The sequence below is a fragment of the Burkholderia pulmonis genome, from assembly GCF_984667975.1.
Map to the genome: position 1 here is coordinate 885,409 of NZ_OZ480186.1, position 16,384 is coordinate 901,792.

The following is a 16,384-nucleotide window of genomic DNA, read 5'->3' on the forward strand; positions in this document are numbered from 1 at the left end:
CACCTTCGGCAACGGCCCGACGGGCGGGGGACGGGTGCCGTATCCGGAGGCGCACAAGTCGCCGGAACAGTTTTCCCGCGCGTCCGCGGGGCAGGGTGTTTCTTTCACAAGAGCCGCAGTTGTTTTTAGGCGCGAGTACAGATCGGCCAAATGGAACAACAGGGAGATCAAAATGAACAAGATTTACAAGAGCGTTTGGTGCGAGAAAACGGGTACCTATGTGGCCGCCTCGGAAATTGCCAAAGGGCGGAAGAAGAGTGGGACGAGCACGGCAGTGCGGGGACTGGTCGCCGCGGTGTTGGCCTGGGGAGGGGGATTCGTCGCGCTGCCGGTTGTGCATGCTGCGGCATTTGTCGTTTGTGGCAACGCGTCGACCGCGGGCTACTCGCCCTCTGGCGAAAACACCACGAGTTATAACATGGGCTGCGTCTCTGGCAGCGACGTGCTTTTCATGGGGGGCACGTCAGCGGGGCCGGGAAACAATTCGGCGGCTAGCGCGAATTCCACATGGATCACTGTCAACAACGCCACTAGCGCAAGTCCGTCCCTCACCGGCAGCATACCAGGGCAGTCGATCGAACTGTTTGCCCCGGGAAGCATCATCCTGAATGGCAGCAATGTAAGCGTGTCCGGTTATAAGATCGTCAACCTTCAGGCCGGTAGCGTTTCCGCCTCCAGCACGGACGCGATCAACGGCGGCCAACTGTTTTCTCTGTCCACGTCGACGTCGACGGGATTGTCGTCGGTGAGCAGCTCGATCTCGTCGCTTTCGACCTCGACCTCAACCGGTCTGTCATCGGCGAACAGCTCGATTACGTCGTTGTCCACGTCGACGTCGACCGGCTTGTCGTCCGCGAATAGCTCAATCACGTCGTTGTCGACGTCTACATCGACGGGCCTGTCGTCGACCAATAGCTCGATATCGTCGCTGTCGACGTCGACCTCGACCGGCCTGTCATCGGCGAATAGCTCGATCACGTCGTTGTCTACCTCGACGTCGACGGGTTTGTCGTCGGCCAACAGCTCGATCACGTCGCTGTCGACGTCCACGTCGACGGGTCTGTCGTCGGCGAATAGCTCGATCTCGTCGTTGTCCACCTCGACGTCGACCGGGCTTTCGTCTGCAAATAGTTCAATCACTTCGCTGTCGACAGGTCTGAGTTCGACCAACAGTACGGTGTCGTCGCTGTCGACGTCGACTTCGACGGGCCTGTCCTCTGCCAATAGCTCGATTTCGTCATTGTCGACCTCGACGTCGACGGGCCTGTCATCGGCAAATAGCTCGATCACGTCGCTGTCCACGTCGACGTCGACGGGGCTTTCGTCTGCGAATAGCTCCATCACTTCGTTGTCGACAGGTCTGAGTTCGACAGACAGCACGGTGTCGTCGCTGTCGACGTCAACGTCGACGGGTCTGTCTTCTGCGAACAGCTCGATTTCGTCGTTGTCGACCTCGACCTCGACTGGCCTGTCGTCCGCTAATAGCTCGATCACGTCGCTGTCCACGTCGACGTCGACGGGGTTGTCGTCGGCGAACAGTTCGATCACGTCGTTGTCGACGTCGACGTCGACGGGTCTGTCGTCGGCGAACAGTTCGATCACGTCCTTGTCGACGTCGACGTCGACCGGGTTGTCGTCTGCGAACAGCTCGATCTCGTCCTTGTCTACGTCAACATCGACCGGGCTTTCGTCCGCGAATAGTTCAATTACTTCGCTGTCGACAGGTCTGAGCTCGACCGACAGCACGGTGTCGTCGCTGTCGACTTCAACGTCGACGGGCCTGTCGTCGACCAACAGTTCGATCACGTCGTTGTCGACGTCGACGTCGACCGGGTTGTCGTCTGCGAACAGCTCGATCTCGTCCTTGTCTACGTCAACATCGACCGGGCTTTCGTCCGCGAATAGTTCAATTACTTCGCTGTCGACAGGTCTGAGCTCGACCGACAGCACGGTGTCGTCGCTGTCGACCTCGACTTCGACGGGTCTGTCGTCGGCGAACAGCTCGATCACGTCGTTGTCGACGTCGACGTCGACGGGCTTGTCATCGGCGAACAGTTCGATCACGTCACTGTCGACGTCGACGTCGACGGGTCTGTCATCGGCCAACAGTTCGATCACGTCGTTGTCCACGTCGACGTCGACCGGGTTGTCGTCGGCGAATAGCTCAATCACTTCGCTGTCGACAGGTCTGAGCTCGACCGATAGCACGGTGTCGTCGCTGTCGACCTCGACTTCGACGGGTCTGTCGTCGGCCAACAGTTCGATCACGTCGTTGTCGACGTCGACGTCGACGGGTCTGTCGTCGGCGAATAGCTCGATCACGTCGTTGTCGACGTCTACGTCGACTGGGCTCTCGTCCGCGAATAGTTCAATCACTTCGCTGTCGACAGGTCTGAGCTCGACCGACAGTACGGTGTCGTCGCTGTCGACCTCAACCTCGACGGGTCTGTCATCGGCGAACAGCTCGATCTCGTCGCTGTCGACCTCAACCTCGACGGGGCTGTCATCGGCGAACAGCTCGATCTCGTCGCTGTCGACCTCAACCTCGACGGGTCTGTCATCGGCGAACAGCTCGATCTCGTCTCTGTCGACCTCAACCTCGACGGGCCTGTCATCGGCGAACAGCTCGATCTCGTCGCTGTCGACCTCGACCTCGACGGGCCTGTCATCGGCGAACAGCTCGATCTCGTCACTGTCGACATCCACGTCGACGGGCCTGTCGTCGGCCAATAGCTCGATTTCGTCGCTGTCAACCTCGACCTCGACGGGCCTGTCATCGGCGAACAGCTCGATCTCGTCGCTGTCCACCTCGACCTCGACGGGTCTGTCCTCGGCGAACAGCTCGATCTCGTCCCTGTCCACCTCGACCTCGACGAGCATCACGTCGCTGTCGACCGGCCTGAGCTCGACCGACAGCACGGTCTCGTCGCTGTCGACCTCGACTTCAACGGGCCTGTCATCGACCAACAGCTCGATTTCGTCCCTGTCCACCTCGACCTCGACGAGCTTCACCTCGCTGTCGACCGGCCTGAGCTCGACGAACAGTTCGGTGTCGTCGCTGTCGACGTCGACGTCGACAGGCTTGTCGTCGACGAACAGCTCGGTCTCGTCCCTGTCTACCTCGACCTCGACGGGCATCAGCTCACTGTCGACCGGCCTGAGCTCCACCAACAGCACGATCCTGTCGCTCTCCACCTCGGCGTCGACCGGCATCGGCTCGCTGTCCACCGGCCTCAGTTCGACCAACAGTTCGGTCTCGTCGTTGTCCACCTCGACGTCAACCGCGATCGAAGCCGCGAAAACGCACTACTACAGCGTCAACGATGGCGGTGCGCAAGGGGCGAACTACGCGAACAGCGCCGCGACGGGTATCTACTCGCTGGCCGCCGGCGTAGCCGCAACTGCCGCCGGCGCGAGCAGCGTCGCGGTCGGCTACGGCGCGAACGCACAGTCAGACGGCGCGGTCGCAATCGGCCAGAGCGCATCTGCAACGGGCGGAAAGGCGGTGTCGATCGGCTCCGGCAATACGGCGAGCGGCGACGGCGCGGTTGCGATCGGCGACCCGAGCGTCGCGACAGGCACGGGCGCGGTGGCGATGGGCGCGAACGACACCGCGACCGGTACGGGTGCGGTGGCGCTCGGCAACGCGAGCACGGCAACCGGCAACAGCGCGCTCGCAATCGGCAATTCGAGCCAGGCTACCGCGGACAACACGATTGCACTGGGCAACCTGGCCACGGCCAGTGCCGTCGGCGCGCAGGCTTACGGCTCGGGCGCCACGGCCAGCGGCGCCGATTCGCTCGCGATCGGTTCGAATGCCACCGCGAACGTCGCCAACTCGATCGCGCTCGGCGCGAACTCGGTGACCGGTAACGCGGTCGGCGTGTCGAGCGTCACGGTCGGCGGCGTGACGTACTCGGTCGCCGGTGCCAACCCGGTAGGCGTGCTGAGCGTCGGTTCGCCGGGCGCGGAACGCCAGATCACGAACGTCGCCGCCGGCCAGGTTTCGGCTACCAGCACGGACGCGATCAACGGCAGCCAGCTCAACGCGACGAACAACGCGGTCAACGCGCTGTCGACCGGCGTCAGCTCGCTGTCCACCGGCCTGAGTTCGACGAACAGCTCGGTAGGGGCGCTGTCCACCTCGACCTCGACCGCGATCAGCGCGTTGTCGACGTCGACCGCGGCCAGCGTCGGTTCGCTGTCCACCGGCCTGAACGCGACGAATGCGAACGTGAGCTCGCTGTCGACCGGCGTGACGAACATCAACAACCAGCTGAGTCAGTTGTCCACGTTGATGAACAACACGCCGCAGACCGCGAACCAGGGTATTGCCGCCGACATGAACGGCACCGGCTCCGACAAGCCGACCGTCACGGCCGGCTCGAACTCGGTGGCGATCGGCGCGAACTCGAACGACGGCGGCCGTCAGAACGTCGTATCGGTCGGCAGCGACACGCAGCAGCGCCAGATCATCAACGTCGCGCCGGGCACGCAAGGCACCGATGCGGTCAACGTGAACCAGCTCAACGCAGTGCAGTCGACGCTGTCGACCGCACTGTCGGGCCAGCAGGCGCAGATCAGCTCGCTGGGTTCGCAACTGCAGCAGACCGACCAGATGGCGAGGCAGGGTATCGCGGCCGTCGGTGCGATGGCGTCGATCCCGCAACTCGATCGCGACGCCAACTTCGGGATGGGCGTGGGGACATCGACCTTCCTCGGTCAGAAGGCCATGGCGGTCAGCATGCAGGCTCGCATCACGGACAACCTGAAGGCATCGGTCAACGGTGGCTTCAGCGGCGCTCAGAAGGTGATCGGCGCCGGCATGCTGTACCAGTGGAAGTAGTCGCATGTTCGCGCACGGCCGACGGAAAGGCCGAAGCGGGAACAAGGCTGTATCAGCAGGCCCTGACGTTTCGGGGGCGAGCACTGGAGATCGCTGTGGATGGTACGGCCGTGCGTTGCAATACCGATGATCTTGCCGAAGACGCGGAGCGTGGATTGGCGCGCAAGGAGTTCTTCTTTGTGTATCAACCCAAGCTCCGCCTCCAGACGGGATTGCTGTCCGGGTTCGAGTCGTTGATACGCTGGCGGCATCCGGAACAGGGCGTGTTGATGCCGGCGGCGTTCATTGACCTTGTCGAGAATTCGCATCTGACATGTCGATTTACTGATTATGTGATCGCGGAGTCCGCGCGCGTGCTCGCCAGTTGGGCTGCACTCGGCTATGGCGATTTATCGCTGTCCGTCAATTTACCCGCTCATGAAATCACGCGGCCGGAGATGGCAGGAAGACTCGCGCGCGTTCTGGATGCTTACGCCGCCCGTGCCGCGAATTTTCAGATTGAACTGACGGAGTCCATCGATCCCGGCCCGATGGAGGCGCTTGCCGCAGCCGTGGCATCGATTCGAGATCTTGGGGCGAGTGTGGCCATCGATGATTTTGGCTCAGGATGCTGGTCGTTGACCAAACTGCATGGCCTGGCAGTCGATACACTCAAGCTGGATCGATCCTTCATGCGCAATGTTCATGAAAATTCCGAATCGAGAGTGATGGTCGAAGCGCTCGTCGAACTGGGGAGCCGCCTGAAGAAGAACGTTGTTGTGGAGGGTGTCGAAACCAGGGCTCAGTTCGAGTGGCTGAAAGAAATGGCGCAGATTGATTGCCAGGGGTACTACATCTCCGAACCCGTTCGAGAGGAGCAGGTGGATCGATTGATCGAACGATGCGGAATTTCCGGGTGAAGGGGGCGCTGTTCCTGGTGAGCAGGGGATGCAGCGACGTCTTCCTGTATATATCGAGGGCGAACCGTTGTTTCCATGATGCGCTCGTCAGGCTGTGCTGGATCATCTGCAGTCCTGAAACATGCGTATCGCCCATATCCACTTGGTCGGAGCCCGCCAGGGAGCGGATTTAGCACTCGGCGCGACGGGCGCGACCTTCAATCGATATCGCGAATCGAAACTGAAAAGTACGATCAGGCCGATACGCGCGAATGGTGCGGTTCAAAGTCACGAGTGAAGCAGTCTCGTGTAAATGCGTCGATATAGTCCATCATCAAATCCGACGACCGTCCGGCCTCCTGCTCGTCGCCGTCGGCGATTGCACGCGCGACTCTCGTGTGCTGCAGGCTTGCCGCCGGCAAATCATCCAGCTGCTTGTGATACATGAAGTAAAAGCGCCGTGACAGCGCATGTAATGGCGCAATGGCTTCGGCTGCGAATCGATTGCGTGAAAACTGCGCGATGAGCCGATTGGCGGTATAGACGGATCTCAAATATGCGACGACGTCTCGTGATTCGCCTGCCGCGTCGAGTTTTTTGGCGATTTCGCGGATCTGCTCGCGCTCCTCGGGCAACGCTCGCCGCGCAGCGCGTTGTGCGACAAGCCGTTCGAGTTCGCGGCGCGTTTCGAGCACAAGCAACTGATCGTGAATGTTCGGGGCGGTGATCATGATGCCGTGCCTCGGAACGATCTGAAGAAGATGTGACGCAGCCAGCCGTTGGGCGGCCTCGCGAACCGGCGTTCTCCCGGTATTCAGCTTTTCTGCGAGCGATGCCTCGGACCAGACGCTGCCGGGCGCAAGCTCCAGCGTGACGATGAGTTCTTCGAGTTTCTGGTGAGCCTGTTCGGCAAGGGTGCTACCCGTCAGTCCGTTCATGTGCCTGAGTGATTGCCTGAGGAATATTACTAACATATTAGTCAGGTCCCCCCCTGTTTTCAACTCAAAACTCGGAAAAAGGGAGCGTTCGAGGAACGGGGTTTACCCCCTTTGATCTCTGGAAAGTGCTTCGATATTCTACTGATATGTTAGTAACATCTGAGTGGCATGGTTGATGGTTGAATGAGTCACGTCATACCAGGTGACGATGAATTTGCTCGACGCATCGATTGCTGTCGAGGTCGGTACGAGTGTGATCAATCCAGGTGCCGGCGTGCCTGGCAGTCTCGCGATGTTCTTTTTGCGGCAGTCTGCCAACCCGCAGCATCGATGCCGTTCCTTGTGTTCGGAACGAAACGGGGGTGCCTTGGAAATTGATGGCGGACAGGGCGGGAAGATCGTGTATCGGCGCGGTTTCGAGGTTGATGTTGGGTGAGGTTGGTTTCAATCGGTCGGCAATTATCAAAAACAAGACATACGTTCAGACCTGTTTATTCGGGCGATCGATTTGGAGTGCGATGAAAATCATTCGGGATGACGAAGGCTGGGGGTGTTATGGGTATCTTGTTGGTGGAAGAGGATCCGGATCAGGCGTCGGCCTTTGAAAAGGCGCTGCGAGGATCCGATCGGGAAATTTTCCGGGTGCGCGATAGCGCGCGAGCGGTTCGGTTTCTGAAAAAGGAGGTGGTCGAGCTCATCGTGCTCGACTGGCGAATTCCGGATGCCGACGGCCTGAATCTGCTGCACTGGATTCGGGCCAACGTCGGGGAAGAACCGGCCGTTCTGTTCCTCGCCGCGAGAACGCTTGAAGCGGATGTCGCCGCCGCGCTGGACGCAGGCGCCGACGAGTACATCGGCAAACCGTTCCGCGAGATCGAATTGGTCGCCCGCGTCAACGCACTGTTGCGTCGAAAGGGCCACAAGAAGAAACCCGGTAGCAGGGTCGAGGTCGGCGCGTATGTTTTGAATCCGCTGGCGCGCACGATCACCGTGCACGGCAAAATCATCGATTTGACGGCAAAGGAATTTGCGCTGGCAAATTTCCTGTTCACCAACATCGGGAGCGTGCTTTCCCGGGATGCCTTGTCGACGCTGGCGTGGGGGCGGGCGCTCGATGGCACGTCGCGGAGTCTCGACACCCACATCTATCGGCTTCGACAAAAATTGGCGCTTCGTCCGGAAAACGGGCTTCAATTGAATGCCGTCTATACGCATGGCTACCGGCTCGACAGGGTCGACGAGTTTTCGATGGGGGAGAATTTTTCGGTGCCCGTTTCGGTGCCCGGCCAGGCCTCGCAGCGAACCATTTCCGAGAGTCCTGCTTCTGCGCTGGTTTAGGGCGTTCCGGGAGATGCGTCCGTCTAATGGGGCGAAGGTGATCCGGGCTGCTCTTTGCGCTTCGTAGTTATCCGGCGGACAGCCTCGCTTCGCCCCGGCGATCGCGACTCCGCCGTGATTCGTTCATCTCCACGGAAGTCTGGTCGGGTGCCCACGACTTTGCGCCGGGCGCGGGCCGTGAAGCTGCAAGGTGATGAACTTCTTTTGTTCCGAGGGGACGAAGGTGTGGCGGCGCATCCTCGTCGTGATCGCGACAAGACATCAGGCCCCATATAATTTGCCCGAACTTGCCCGGTACGCGGGATATCCCTGAGGGATCGTGGCCGCCGGGTATCTCCGTGGGGCCGGACCGCGCAAGCAGCTTGCGGCATCTTCCCGGGTTCCCCGTCTGTCGGCTGTGCTCGTATCCAAGTCATTGTTTTTGCGTGACATATTTGGGTTTGCCTTGTGTCGCTGAGGTCATCGCAGGGCTGCGCCCCAGTGAGCAAAGCGCGAGTTCGAGCGAGCGTCGACACCCGAAAAAAACCGCCGATCCCCCTTCTTGAATTTGTCAAAACCCGTCCATATAATTAGCACTCGCTGCACGAGAGTGCTAACAATTCTCTGCCGGGCGATCCGCCGGGCAGATTCCCTAAGCGTTCTTCAATCTCAGTCAAGAGAGGAGTGAATATGAACCTTCGTCCTTTGCACGATCGCGTGATCGTCAAGCGCCTGGATCAGGAAACCAAGACCGCCTCGGGCATCGTCATCCCCGACGCCGCTGCTGAAAAGCCGGATCAGGGCGAAGTCCTGGCCATCGGCCCGGGCAAGCGTGACGACAAGGGCGCACCGATCGCACTCGACGTGAAGGTCGGCGATCGCGTCCTGTTCGGCAAGTACGCAGGCCAGACCGTGAAGGTCGACGGCAACGAACTGCTGGTCATGCGCGAAGAAGACATCATGGCCGTGGTCAACGCCAAGTAAGCGTCCACCGACGGTACATATTCCCAAGAATTCAAGGAGTTAGAAGATGGCAGCTAAAGACGTCGTATTCGGCGATTCCGCCCGTTCGAAGATGGTCGAAGGCGTGAACATTCTCGCCAACGCGGTCAAGGTCACGCTGGGTCCGAAGGGCCGCAACGTGGTGCTCGAGCGCAGCTTCGGCGGCCCGACGGTCACCAAGGACGGTGTGTCGGTCGCGAAGGAAATCGAGCTGAAGGACAAGCTCCAGAACATGGGCGCGCAAATGGTCAAGGAAGTTGCTTCCAAGACCAGCGACAACGCAGGCGACGGCACGACGACGGCAACCGTCCTCGCGCAATCGATCGTTCGCGAAGGCATGAAGTACGTCGCATCGGGCATGAACCCGATGGACCTGAAGCGCGGCATCGACAAGGCAGTCGCAGCGGCTGTCGAAGAGCTGAAGAAGATCAGCAAGCCGTGCACGACGAACAAGGAAATCGCACAGGTCGGTTCGATCTCGGCGAACAGCGACACGTCGATCGGCGATCGTATCGCTGAAGCGATGGACAAGGTCGGCAAGGAAGGCGTCATCACCGTCGAAGACGGCAAGTCGCTGGCCGACGAACTCGACGTCGTCGAAGGCATGCAATTCGACCGCGGCTACCTGTCGCCGTACTTCATCAACAACCCGGAAAAGCAAGTCGCCGTCCTCGACAACCCGTTCGTGCTGCTGCACGACAAGAAGGTGTCGAACATCCGTGATCTGCTGCCGGTACTCGAGCAAGTCGCGAAGGCTGGCCGTCCGCTGCTGATCATCGCCGAAGACATCGAAGGCGAAGCGCTCGCAACGCTGGTCGTCAACAACATCCGCGGCATCCTGAAGACCGTTGCGGTCAAGGCGCCTGGCTTCGGCGATCGTCGCAAGGCGATGCTGGAAGACATCGCGATCCTGACGGGCGGCCAGGTGATCGCCGAAGAAACCGGCCTGACGCTCGAGAAGGCAACGCTGGCAGAACTGGGCCAGGCGAAGCGCATCGAAGTGGGCAAGGAAAACACGACGATCATCGACGGCGCAGGCGAAGCCGTGAACATCGAAGCACGCGTGAAGCAAGTGCGCGCGCAAATCGAAGAAGCGACGTCGGACTACGACCGTGAAAAGCTGCAAGAGCGCGTGGCCAAGCTGGCCGGCGGCGTTGCAGTGATCAAGGTCGGCGCTGCGACCGAAGTCGAAATGAAGGAAAAGAAGGCACGTGTCGAAGACGCACTGCACGCAACGCGCGCAGCTGTGGAAGAAGGCATCGTGGCAGGCGGCGGCGTTGCGCTGATCCGCGCTCGCACCGCGATCGCGACCCTGACCGGCGCGAACGCCGACCAGAACGCCGGCATCAAGATCGTGCTGCGTGCAATGGAAGAACCGCTGCGCCAGATCGTCACGAACGGTGGCGAAGAAGCGAGCGTCGTGGTGGCGGCAGTGGCTGCAGGCAAGGGCAACTACGGCTACAACGCAGCAACGGGCGAGTACGTCGACATGGTTGAAGCCGGTGTCGTCGACCCGACCAAGGTTACGCGTACCGCACTGCAGAACGCAGCGTCGGTTGCAGGCCTGCTGCTGACGACGGACGCAGCTGTCGCAGAACTGCCGAAGGAAGACGCACCGATGCCGGGCGGCATGCCGGGCGGCATGGGCGGCATGGGCATGGACATGTAATCGACTTCGGTCGATGGTGTCCGGAGCGCGCAGCGATGCGCGTTCCAGCCAAAAGAAAAGACCCGCAGCGATGCGGGTCTTTTTTTATTTGGGCGAGGATTTCGATGCGTGCGCGGGGCAACCGGATACGTCACGCCCAGAAGCGGCGCGGCGTGCGGCGGCGGGGCCTGCCCGCCGCATCGCGATTCAATGCCGGTGCGACGTCCTTGGTGCCGGGTCGGCCTTCACGGCCGGCGGCGTGTCCGCATCGTCGTTGCTGCGCGCCCAGAAGAACCGGTCGGGCAGGTATGCGCCCATGCCGGGCCGGAACGCGTCGCGCACGGACTGGTACAGGTATTCCTGCGCCTCGCGGACGGCCTCGGGCGGCTCCTGGCCGTTCGCGAGCAGCGCCGCGATGGCCGCGCCGAGCGTGTCGGTGATGCCCATCAGCCGGTGCGGCGAGCGATCCCACATGTCTTCGCGAAGCTGGCCTTCCTCGCCGTACAGCGTGTTGACGAGTCGGTGCGAACCCGTTTCCGACGACAGGATGTATTCGCAGCCCTGCGACAGCAAATGCGACACGGCAGCATCGAGATTCGGCGCCTCGGCGTCGCCGTCCGGCTGCGCGAGCGCGATCAGCGTCGCGTAGTCGGCGACCAGCAGCGTGGTTTGCGGCGCCAGCAGGTCGGCGATCGATTCGCGCAGGTCGTCGGCCGCGAGCACGTGCTCGTCGTCGAGCGTGAAGTCCGGTGCGAGCACGAGCGGCACGCCGTCGTAGTCGGCGACGACTTCGGCGATCGCGCTGACGACTTCCGCACGCGTCGCCGCGCCGATCTTGAACGCGGCGACCGGCATGTCTTCGAGCAGCATGCGCGCCTGTGCGGCGACGACGTCGGGGTCGAGGCCGGTCACTTCGTCGCAGGCAGCCGAGTCGCGCACGGTATAGCCGGTCAGGACGGACACGCCGTGACAGCCCATGCTCGCCAGGGTCATCAGATCGGCTTGGAGGCCGGAGCCGCCGGTGGGATCGGACAGGCCGAAGGTAAGGACGATCGGAGGGGCGTTGCTGGACATGTAAAAATGGGGCAAGAGAAAAACGGGAAAGCGACGGAGATGCGGACGGCGAGGCGAATGGGCATTTTCGGCCCTGTGTTGCCCGGCAGGCCGCACTTTTCGACCATTATGCGGTGGAATCCGGCCCGCACGACGGATTTTTTAGCGCAGCGCAACGTAGTCGTCGTCCTCCAGCGTGATTGCTAGGCAGTCCGGCCCCGACACGGTACCATCATGGCTCCCGAATTTACCGACTTTTCCCGACGCGGCTTAAGATGGAATACAAGAGCTGGATGTGCCTGATTTGTGGCTGGATTTACGACGAAGAAGCCGGGCTGCCGGAAGAGGGCATTGCCCCGGGTACGCGCTGGGAAGACGTCCCGATCAACTGGACGTGTCCCGAGTGCGGCGCCCGCAAGGAAGACTTCGAGATGGTCCAGATCTGACCGGACCTCTGGCCCACGGACACCCCGCTCAGGCCTTGCATCGGCCCGGCGCTCGCGCGCCGCGGTTCGTGCGAGCGACTTGACGATGACAGGCGCGCGTGTCCATGACGTCCGATCCGGCGAACGTTCCCCACCCTGACGCACTGCCCAACCCGCGTGGCGGGGCCGTGCGCGCGGCCGACGCATGGCTTGCGGCGGCCGCCGACGCATTCGAGCGGCACGACGACGCAGCGGCACCGCTTTCCGCGGCCGCTGCCGTGCTGGCGGAGGCCGGCTGGCTGCCGGCCGCGCGTTTCGCCGGGCAGCTGTCGGCCGCCGCGCCGCTCGCCGCCGCCGAGCCGACTTCGGCCGGCTGGCGTGCCGCGCTGCGCGATTTCCGCGCGGCCGTCGGACGCCACAACCTGCGCGAGCTCGCCTGCTCGCCGGTTCTCCTCGACCATTTCCGCGCATTGCGCGCGCAAAGCGCCGCCGACCTGCGCGCAAGCGCACCGCCCGACGCGCTCGCGCTCGTCGGCCGCGCGGTGCCGCCGGCCACGCTGCGCGTGCTGCCCGATGCGTTCGCGACCCGTATCCGCGCCCGCTACGAGCAGGCGCTGCTCGGTGTGCTGCGTGCGGAGCACGGCGCGAGCGCCGCGGCACTCGACGAGCTCGACGCGATGCTGGTCGCACTCACCGACGACGGGCCTTACGATTTCTGGCGGCTAGCGGTGGCCTGCCTGCGCGCGCTGCGCGCAAGCGGCGCGCCCGAGCTGAAGCGCTTTCTCGCGCGGACGAACCTGCTGCTCGGCGAGCACGCGCAGGGCCGACGGGCCGCGCCGCCCGAGCTCGTGCGCGAAACGGTGGCGCTGCTGTGGCGCGATTTCGCGCTGTTCGGCGCCGCGGCCGAGGACGTCGCGCTTGTCGACGTACTGCACGACTACGGGCTGACGGTCGACTGGCACGTCGCCGGCACGCCCGCGTCAGAAGCGTTGTGGGAGGCCGATGCGGCGCGGGCCGAGCATGACGCGGTCGCCGTCGCGCCGACCCGCGCGCTCGGTGTCGTGACCGTCAACGCGCATGCCTATGAGGATTTCCTGCAGACCGCCGATGCGTCGATGGTCGACCTCGCGGCCGATCCGGCCAGGGCCGACGCGGGTGCCGCGTGGCACGCGTCCGGCGCCGCCTACCGGGTCGGCACGGCCGCGTGTGCGCTCGGGCTCGGCCACGCGGCGCTGCTGGCCGATACGCTCGGCCTCGCATGGCGCCGTGCGGCGCACGGCGTGCCGCTCGCCGACGGCGGCCTCGACGCGCACGGCCACGCATCCGACATGCTGCGTGCGGCGCTCCTGAAGATCGCGGCCGGCGTCGCGCCGCCGGACCTCACCGCGGCGTCCGAAGCGCTCGGCACGGCGCTCGGCCGGACCTGACGAACAAGGGGACGGACACGCGGCGGCGGCCCTTGCCGCACGGGCCTGCAACACGCTCCCGACAGCGCCCGCGCGCGTGTTAGAGTGCCGTGTGATCCGCGCGCGCCGTTGCCAGCGTGGCGCGGCGTTGCTTGTTGATCGCGGCCCGGTCAGGTCGCGGCGTCTTTGCTAAAATTCAAACCATGTCAAAGCCTTCCGATCGCATCAATCTCACCAACCAGTTCCTGATCGCCATGCCCAACATGGCCGATCCGACGTTCTCGGGAACGGTGGTCTATCTTTGCGATCACAGCGAGCGCGGTGCGCTCGGCCTCGTCATCAATCGTCCCACCGACATCGACCTCGAATCGCTGTTCAACCGCATCGACCTGAAGCTCGACATCGAGCCGCTGCTGCACATTCCCGTGTACTTCGGCGGTCCGGTCCAGACCGAGCGCGGTTTCGTGCTGCACGAGCCGGTCGAGGGCGCGAGCTACAACTCGTCGATGTCGGTCGACGGCGGGCTGGAGATGACGACGTCGAAGGACGTGCTCGAGGCGGTCGCGACGGGCACCGGCCCGAAACGCTTCCTGCTGACGCTCGGCCATGCGGGCTGGGGCGCAGGGCAGCTCGAGGAAGAAATTTCCCGCAACGGCTGGCTGACCGTGGCCGCCGATCCGCGCATCGTGTTCGACACGCCGGCCGAAGAACGCTTCGAAGCCGCGCTCGGCCTGCTCGGCGTCAGCTCGTCGATGCTGTCCGGCGAAGCAGGGCACGCATGAGTGGCGCGAGTGCGCGCGATGCGACGCTCCTGGCGTTCGACTACGGCGAGAAGCGTATCGGCGTCGCGATCGGCAACGCGCTGACGCGCTCGGCCCGTGCGCTCGTCGTGATCCAGAACCTGAACCGCGAACACCGCTTCAAGGCGGTCGGCGACCTGCTGGCCGAATGGCGGCCGGACGCGCTCGTCGTGGGCCTGCCGATGCATCCGGACGGCACGCCGCACGACATGACGCAGCAGGCGAAGCGCTTCGGCAACCAGCTGAACGGCCGCTTCGGGCTGCCGGTCACGTGGGTCGACGAGCGCTATTCGTCGGTCGAGGCGGAGGCCGGGCTGCGCGAGCGCAACGTGCGCGGCCGTGCGCGCACCGACATGCTCGATGCCGAAGCCGCGCGCGTCATCCTTCAACAGTATCTCGATCAATTGTCCGACCATGAGCACCATTGACGCCGAGGCGCTTTACCGCGTCCTGCTCGACCAGATCCGCGCCGCGTACGGCACGGCGTTTGCCGAACCGGGCGGCCCGCGGCTGGCCGGCATTCACAGCGGCGGCGCCTGGCTTGCCGAGCGCCTCGCGCGCGATCTCGGCGCACCGGCGTTCGGCGTCGTGAACGTCGCGCTGCATCGCGACGATTACGCGAAGAAGGGGCTGCACAGCCAGGCCGGCCCGACGTCGCTGCCGTTCGAGGTCGACGGCGCGCGCATCGTGCTCGTCGACGACGTGCTGTACACCGGGCGCACCGTGCGCGCGGCGCTCAACGAGCTGTACGACTACGGCCGTCCGGCCGCGGTCGAGCTCGCGGTGCTCGCCGATCGCGGCGGCCGCGAGCTGCCGGTCGCCGCACGCTTCGCGGGCGGCACGCTCGCCGTGCCGGAAGGCGCGACGCTCGTGCTCGCGCGCGACGACGCGCAGTTCACGCTGCGCGTCGAAACGCACGGCGCCTGAACGACACGCGAACCGTATCCCGGGCCGCTGGTTCGCACCGCGGCCCGTTTGCATAGTTGGAATCACGCACATCATGACCACCGACACCACTGGCCGCACCGGCAATCCCGCTGCGGCCGCGAGCCCCGACCGGTTCCGCTACGGTTTCCTGAAGGGCAACCCGCAGCTCACGAAAAACGGCGAGCTGAAGCATTTGCTGTCGATCGAGGGCCTGCCGCGCTCGATCGTCAACCACATCCTCGATACGGCCGAGCAGTTCGTCAGCGTGACGGACCGTGAAGTGAAGAAAGTGCCGCTGCTGCGCGGCAAGTCCGTGTTCAACCTGTTCTTCGAGAACTCGACGCGCACGCGCACGACCTTCGAGATCGCGGCGACGCGCCTGTCGGCCGACGTGCTGAACCTGAACATCAACGCGTCGTCGACGAGCAAGGGCGAATCGCTGCTCGATACGATCAACAACCTGTCGGCGATGCATGCCGACCTGTTCGTCGTGCGCCACGCATCGAGCGGCGCGCCGTACCTGATCGCCGAGCACTGCGCGCCGCACGTGCACGTGATCAATGCCGGCGACGGCCGCCATGCGCACCCGACGCAGGGCCTGCTCGACATGTACACGATCCGCCACTACAAGCGCGATTTCACGAAGCTGCGCGTGGCGATCGTCGGCGACATCCTGCACTCGCGCGTCGCGCGCTCCGACATCCACGCGCTCACCACGCTCGGCGTGCCGGAAGTGCGTGCGATCGGCCCGCGCACGCTGCTGCCGGGCGGCCTCGAGCAGATGGGCGTGAAGGTGTTCCACAACCTCGACGAAGGGCTGAAGGGCGTCGACGTGATCATCATGCTGCGCCTGCAGAACGAGCGGATGAGCGGCGCGCTGCTGCCGTCCGCGCAGGAATACTTCAAGACGTGGGGCCTGACGCCCGAGCGCCTCGCGCTCGCCGCGCCCGACGCGATCGTGATGCACCCGGGGCCGATGAACCGCGGCGTCGAGATCGATTCGCAGGTCGCCGACGGTCCGCAGTCGGTGATCCTCAACCAGGTCACGTTCGGCATCGCCGTGCGGATGGCGGTGATGGGCATCGTCGCCGGCAACAGCGACTGAGCCCGCTTTCGCGCATCCTTATTCAAGCAATCAACGCAT

The 16,384-nt window shown here is 63.6% G+C and carries 14 protein-coding genes; 12 read left to right on the forward strand and 2 right to left on the reverse strand.

Annotated features, from left to right (window positions below; translation table 11 throughout):
- The first annotated feature begins 172 nt into the window (after positions 1-172).
- Both AC5LXK_RS04105 and AC5LXK_RS04110 read left to right on the forward strand, forming a co-directional pair.
- Positions 173-4,846, forward strand: coding sequence for a YadA-like family protein (locus tag AC5LXK_RS04105; RefSeq protein ID WP_493391182.1), 4,674 nt, complete (start codon positions 173-175; stop codon positions 4,844-4,846).
- Positions 4,837-5,745 (forward strand): EAL domain-containing protein, encoded by a 909-nt coding sequence (locus AC5LXK_RS04110; RefSeq protein ID WP_493390431.1) that lies wholly within the window; start codon positions 4,837-4,839, stop codon positions 5,743-5,745. Before AC5LXK_RS04105 ends, AC5LXK_RS04110 begins: the two co-directional genes overlap by 10 nt.
- A gap of 233 nt (positions 5,746-5,978) precedes the next feature.
- On the opposite strand, the gene AC5LXK_RS04115 is transcribed toward AC5LXK_RS04110, so the two are convergent.
- Positions 5,979-6,662 carry a GntR family transcriptional regulator gene (locus AC5LXK_RS04115; RefSeq protein ID WP_493390432.1) on the reverse strand — a complete coding sequence of 228 codons (684 nt, stop codon included), beginning with the start codon at positions 6,660-6,662 and terminating at the stop codon, positions 5,979-5,981.
- A 208-nt stretch (positions 6,663-6,870) separates the two neighbouring features.
- Here AC5LXK_RS04115 and AC5LXK_RS04120 point away from each other — a divergent pair, with 208 nt between their 5' ends.
- From AC5LXK_RS04120 to groL, 4 genes are all read left to right on the forward strand, one after another.
- Complete coding sequence (locus tag AC5LXK_RS04120; protein ID WP_493390433.1) at positions 6,871-7,098, forward strand: hypothetical protein; 228 nt, start codon at positions 6,871-6,873, stop codon at positions 7,096-7,098.
- Between the two features lie 119 nt (positions 7,099-7,217).
- Positions 7,218-8,000 carry a response regulator transcription factor gene (locus AC5LXK_RS04125; protein ID WP_493390434.1) on the forward strand — a complete coding sequence of 261 codons (783 nt, stop codon included), beginning with the start codon at positions 7,218-7,220 and terminating at the stop codon, positions 7,998-8,000.
- A 669-nt stretch (positions 8,001-8,669) separates the two neighbouring features.
- The gene (locus tag AC5LXK_RS04130; protein WP_059235800.1) at positions 8,670-8,963 is read left to right on the forward strand and encodes a co-chaperone GroES; all 294 of its coding nucleotides are present in this window, start codon (positions 8,670-8,672) and stop codon (positions 8,961-8,963) included.
- A 46-nt stretch (positions 8,964-9,009) separates the two neighbouring features.
- Positions 9,010-10,650, forward strand: coding sequence for a chaperonin GroEL (gene groL, locus AC5LXK_RS04135; protein WP_493390435.1), 1,641 nt, complete (start codon positions 9,010-9,012; stop codon positions 10,648-10,650).
- A gap of 186 nt (positions 10,651-10,836) precedes the next feature.
- Here the strand turns inward: groL and AC5LXK_RS04140 are convergent, their stop codons facing one another.
- Complete coding sequence (locus tag AC5LXK_RS04140) at positions 10,837-11,703, reverse strand: hydroxymethylpyrimidine/phosphomethylpyrimidine kinase (RefSeq protein WP_493390436.1); 867 nt, start codon at positions 11,701-11,703, stop codon at positions 10,837-10,839.
- Positions 11,704-11,957: 254 nt separating this feature from the next.
- Between AC5LXK_RS04140 and AC5LXK_RS04145 the strand changes: the two genes are divergently transcribed.
- The 6 genes from AC5LXK_RS04145 (at position 11,958) to AC5LXK_RS04170 (ending at position 16,345) form a co-directional block, all read left to right on the forward strand.
- On the forward strand, positions 11,958-12,128 hold the full coding sequence (locus AC5LXK_RS04145; RefSeq protein ID WP_004186709.1) for a rubredoxin: 171 nt from the start codon (positions 11,958-11,960) through the stop codon (positions 12,126-12,128).
- A gap of 104 nt (positions 12,129-12,232) precedes the next feature.
- On the forward strand, positions 12,233-13,534 hold the full coding sequence (locus AC5LXK_RS04150; protein WP_493390437.1) for a FimL-related protein: 1,302 nt from the start codon (positions 12,233-12,235) through the stop codon (positions 13,532-13,534).
- Between the two features lie 182 nt (positions 13,535-13,716).
- On the forward strand, positions 13,717-14,295 hold the full coding sequence (locus tag AC5LXK_RS04155) for a YqgE/AlgH family protein (RefSeq protein ID WP_006491354.1): 579 nt from the start codon (positions 13,717-13,719) through the stop codon (positions 14,293-14,295).
- On the forward strand, positions 14,292-14,741 hold the full coding sequence (gene ruvX, locus AC5LXK_RS04160; RefSeq protein WP_006476737.1) for a Holliday junction resolvase RuvX: 450 nt from the start codon (positions 14,292-14,294) through the stop codon (positions 14,739-14,741). The genes AC5LXK_RS04155 and ruvX overlap by 4 nt, the downstream gene beginning before the upstream one ends.
- Positions 14,728-15,240: a bifunctional pyr operon transcriptional regulator/uracil phosphoribosyltransferase PyrR gene (gene pyrR / locus AC5LXK_RS04165; RefSeq protein WP_493390438.1), complete on the forward strand. Its 513-nt coding sequence runs from the start codon at positions 14,728-14,730 to the stop codon at positions 15,238-15,240. Before ruvX ends, pyrR begins: the two co-directional genes overlap by 14 nt.
- 73 nt (positions 15,241-15,313) lie before the next feature.
- A complete protein-coding gene (locus tag AC5LXK_RS04170; RefSeq protein WP_006476735.1) occupies positions 15,314-16,345 on the forward strand; it encodes an aspartate carbamoyltransferase catalytic subunit in 1,032 nt (343 codons plus the stop codon).
- The last annotated feature ends 39 nt before the right edge of the window (positions 16,346-16,384 follow it).

What these genes read in the sequence shown, in the direction of transcription:
- AC5LXK_RS04105 (WP_493391182.1), top strand. Translation starts at nt 173, where the DNA reads ATGAACAAGATTTACAAGAGCGTTTGGTGCGAGAAAACGGGTACCTAT.
- AC5LXK_RS04115 (WP_493390432.1), bottom strand. Translation starts at nt 6,662, where the DNA reads ATGAACGGACTGACGGGTAGCACCCTTGCCGAACAGGCTCACCAGAAA.
- AC5LXK_RS04120 (WP_493390433.1), top strand. Translation starts at nt 6,871, where the DNA reads ATGAATTTGCTCGACGCATCGATTGCTGTCGAGGTCGGTACGAGTGTG.
- AC5LXK_RS04125 (WP_493390434.1), top strand. Translation starts at nt 7,218, where the DNA reads ATGGGTATCTTGTTGGTGGAAGAGGATCCGGATCAGGCGTCGGCCTTT.
- AC5LXK_RS04130 (WP_059235800.1), top strand. Translation starts at nt 8,670, where the DNA reads ATGAACCTTCGTCCTTTGCACGATCGCGTGATCGTCAAGCGCCTGGAT.
- groL (WP_493390435.1), top strand. Translation starts at nt 9,010, where the DNA reads ATGGCAGCTAAAGACGTCGTATTCGGCGATTCCGCCCGTTCGAAGATG.
- AC5LXK_RS04140 (WP_493390436.1), bottom strand. Translation starts at nt 11,703, where the DNA reads ATGTCCAGCAACGCCCCTCCGATCGTCCTTACCTTCGGCCTGTCCGAT.
- AC5LXK_RS04145 (WP_004186709.1), top strand. Translation starts at nt 11,958, where the DNA reads ATGGAATACAAGAGCTGGATGTGCCTGATTTGTGGCTGGATTTACGAC.
- AC5LXK_RS04150 (WP_493390437.1), top strand. Translation starts at nt 12,233, where the DNA reads ATGACGTCCGATCCGGCGAACGTTCCCCACCCTGACGCACTGCCCAAC.
- AC5LXK_RS04155 (WP_006491354.1), top strand. Translation starts at nt 13,717, where the DNA reads ATGTCAAAGCCTTCCGATCGCATCAATCTCACCAACCAGTTCCTGATC.
- ruvX (WP_006476737.1), top strand. Translation starts at nt 14,292, where the DNA reads ATGAGTGGCGCGAGTGCGCGCGATGCGACGCTCCTGGCGTTCGACTAC.
- pyrR (WP_493390438.1), top strand. Translation starts at nt 14,728, where the DNA reads ATGAGCACCATTGACGCCGAGGCGCTTTACCGCGTCCTGCTCGACCAG.
- AC5LXK_RS04170 (WP_006476735.1), top strand. Translation starts at nt 15,314, where the DNA reads ATGACCACCGACACCACTGGCCGCACCGGCAATCCCGCTGCGGCCGCG.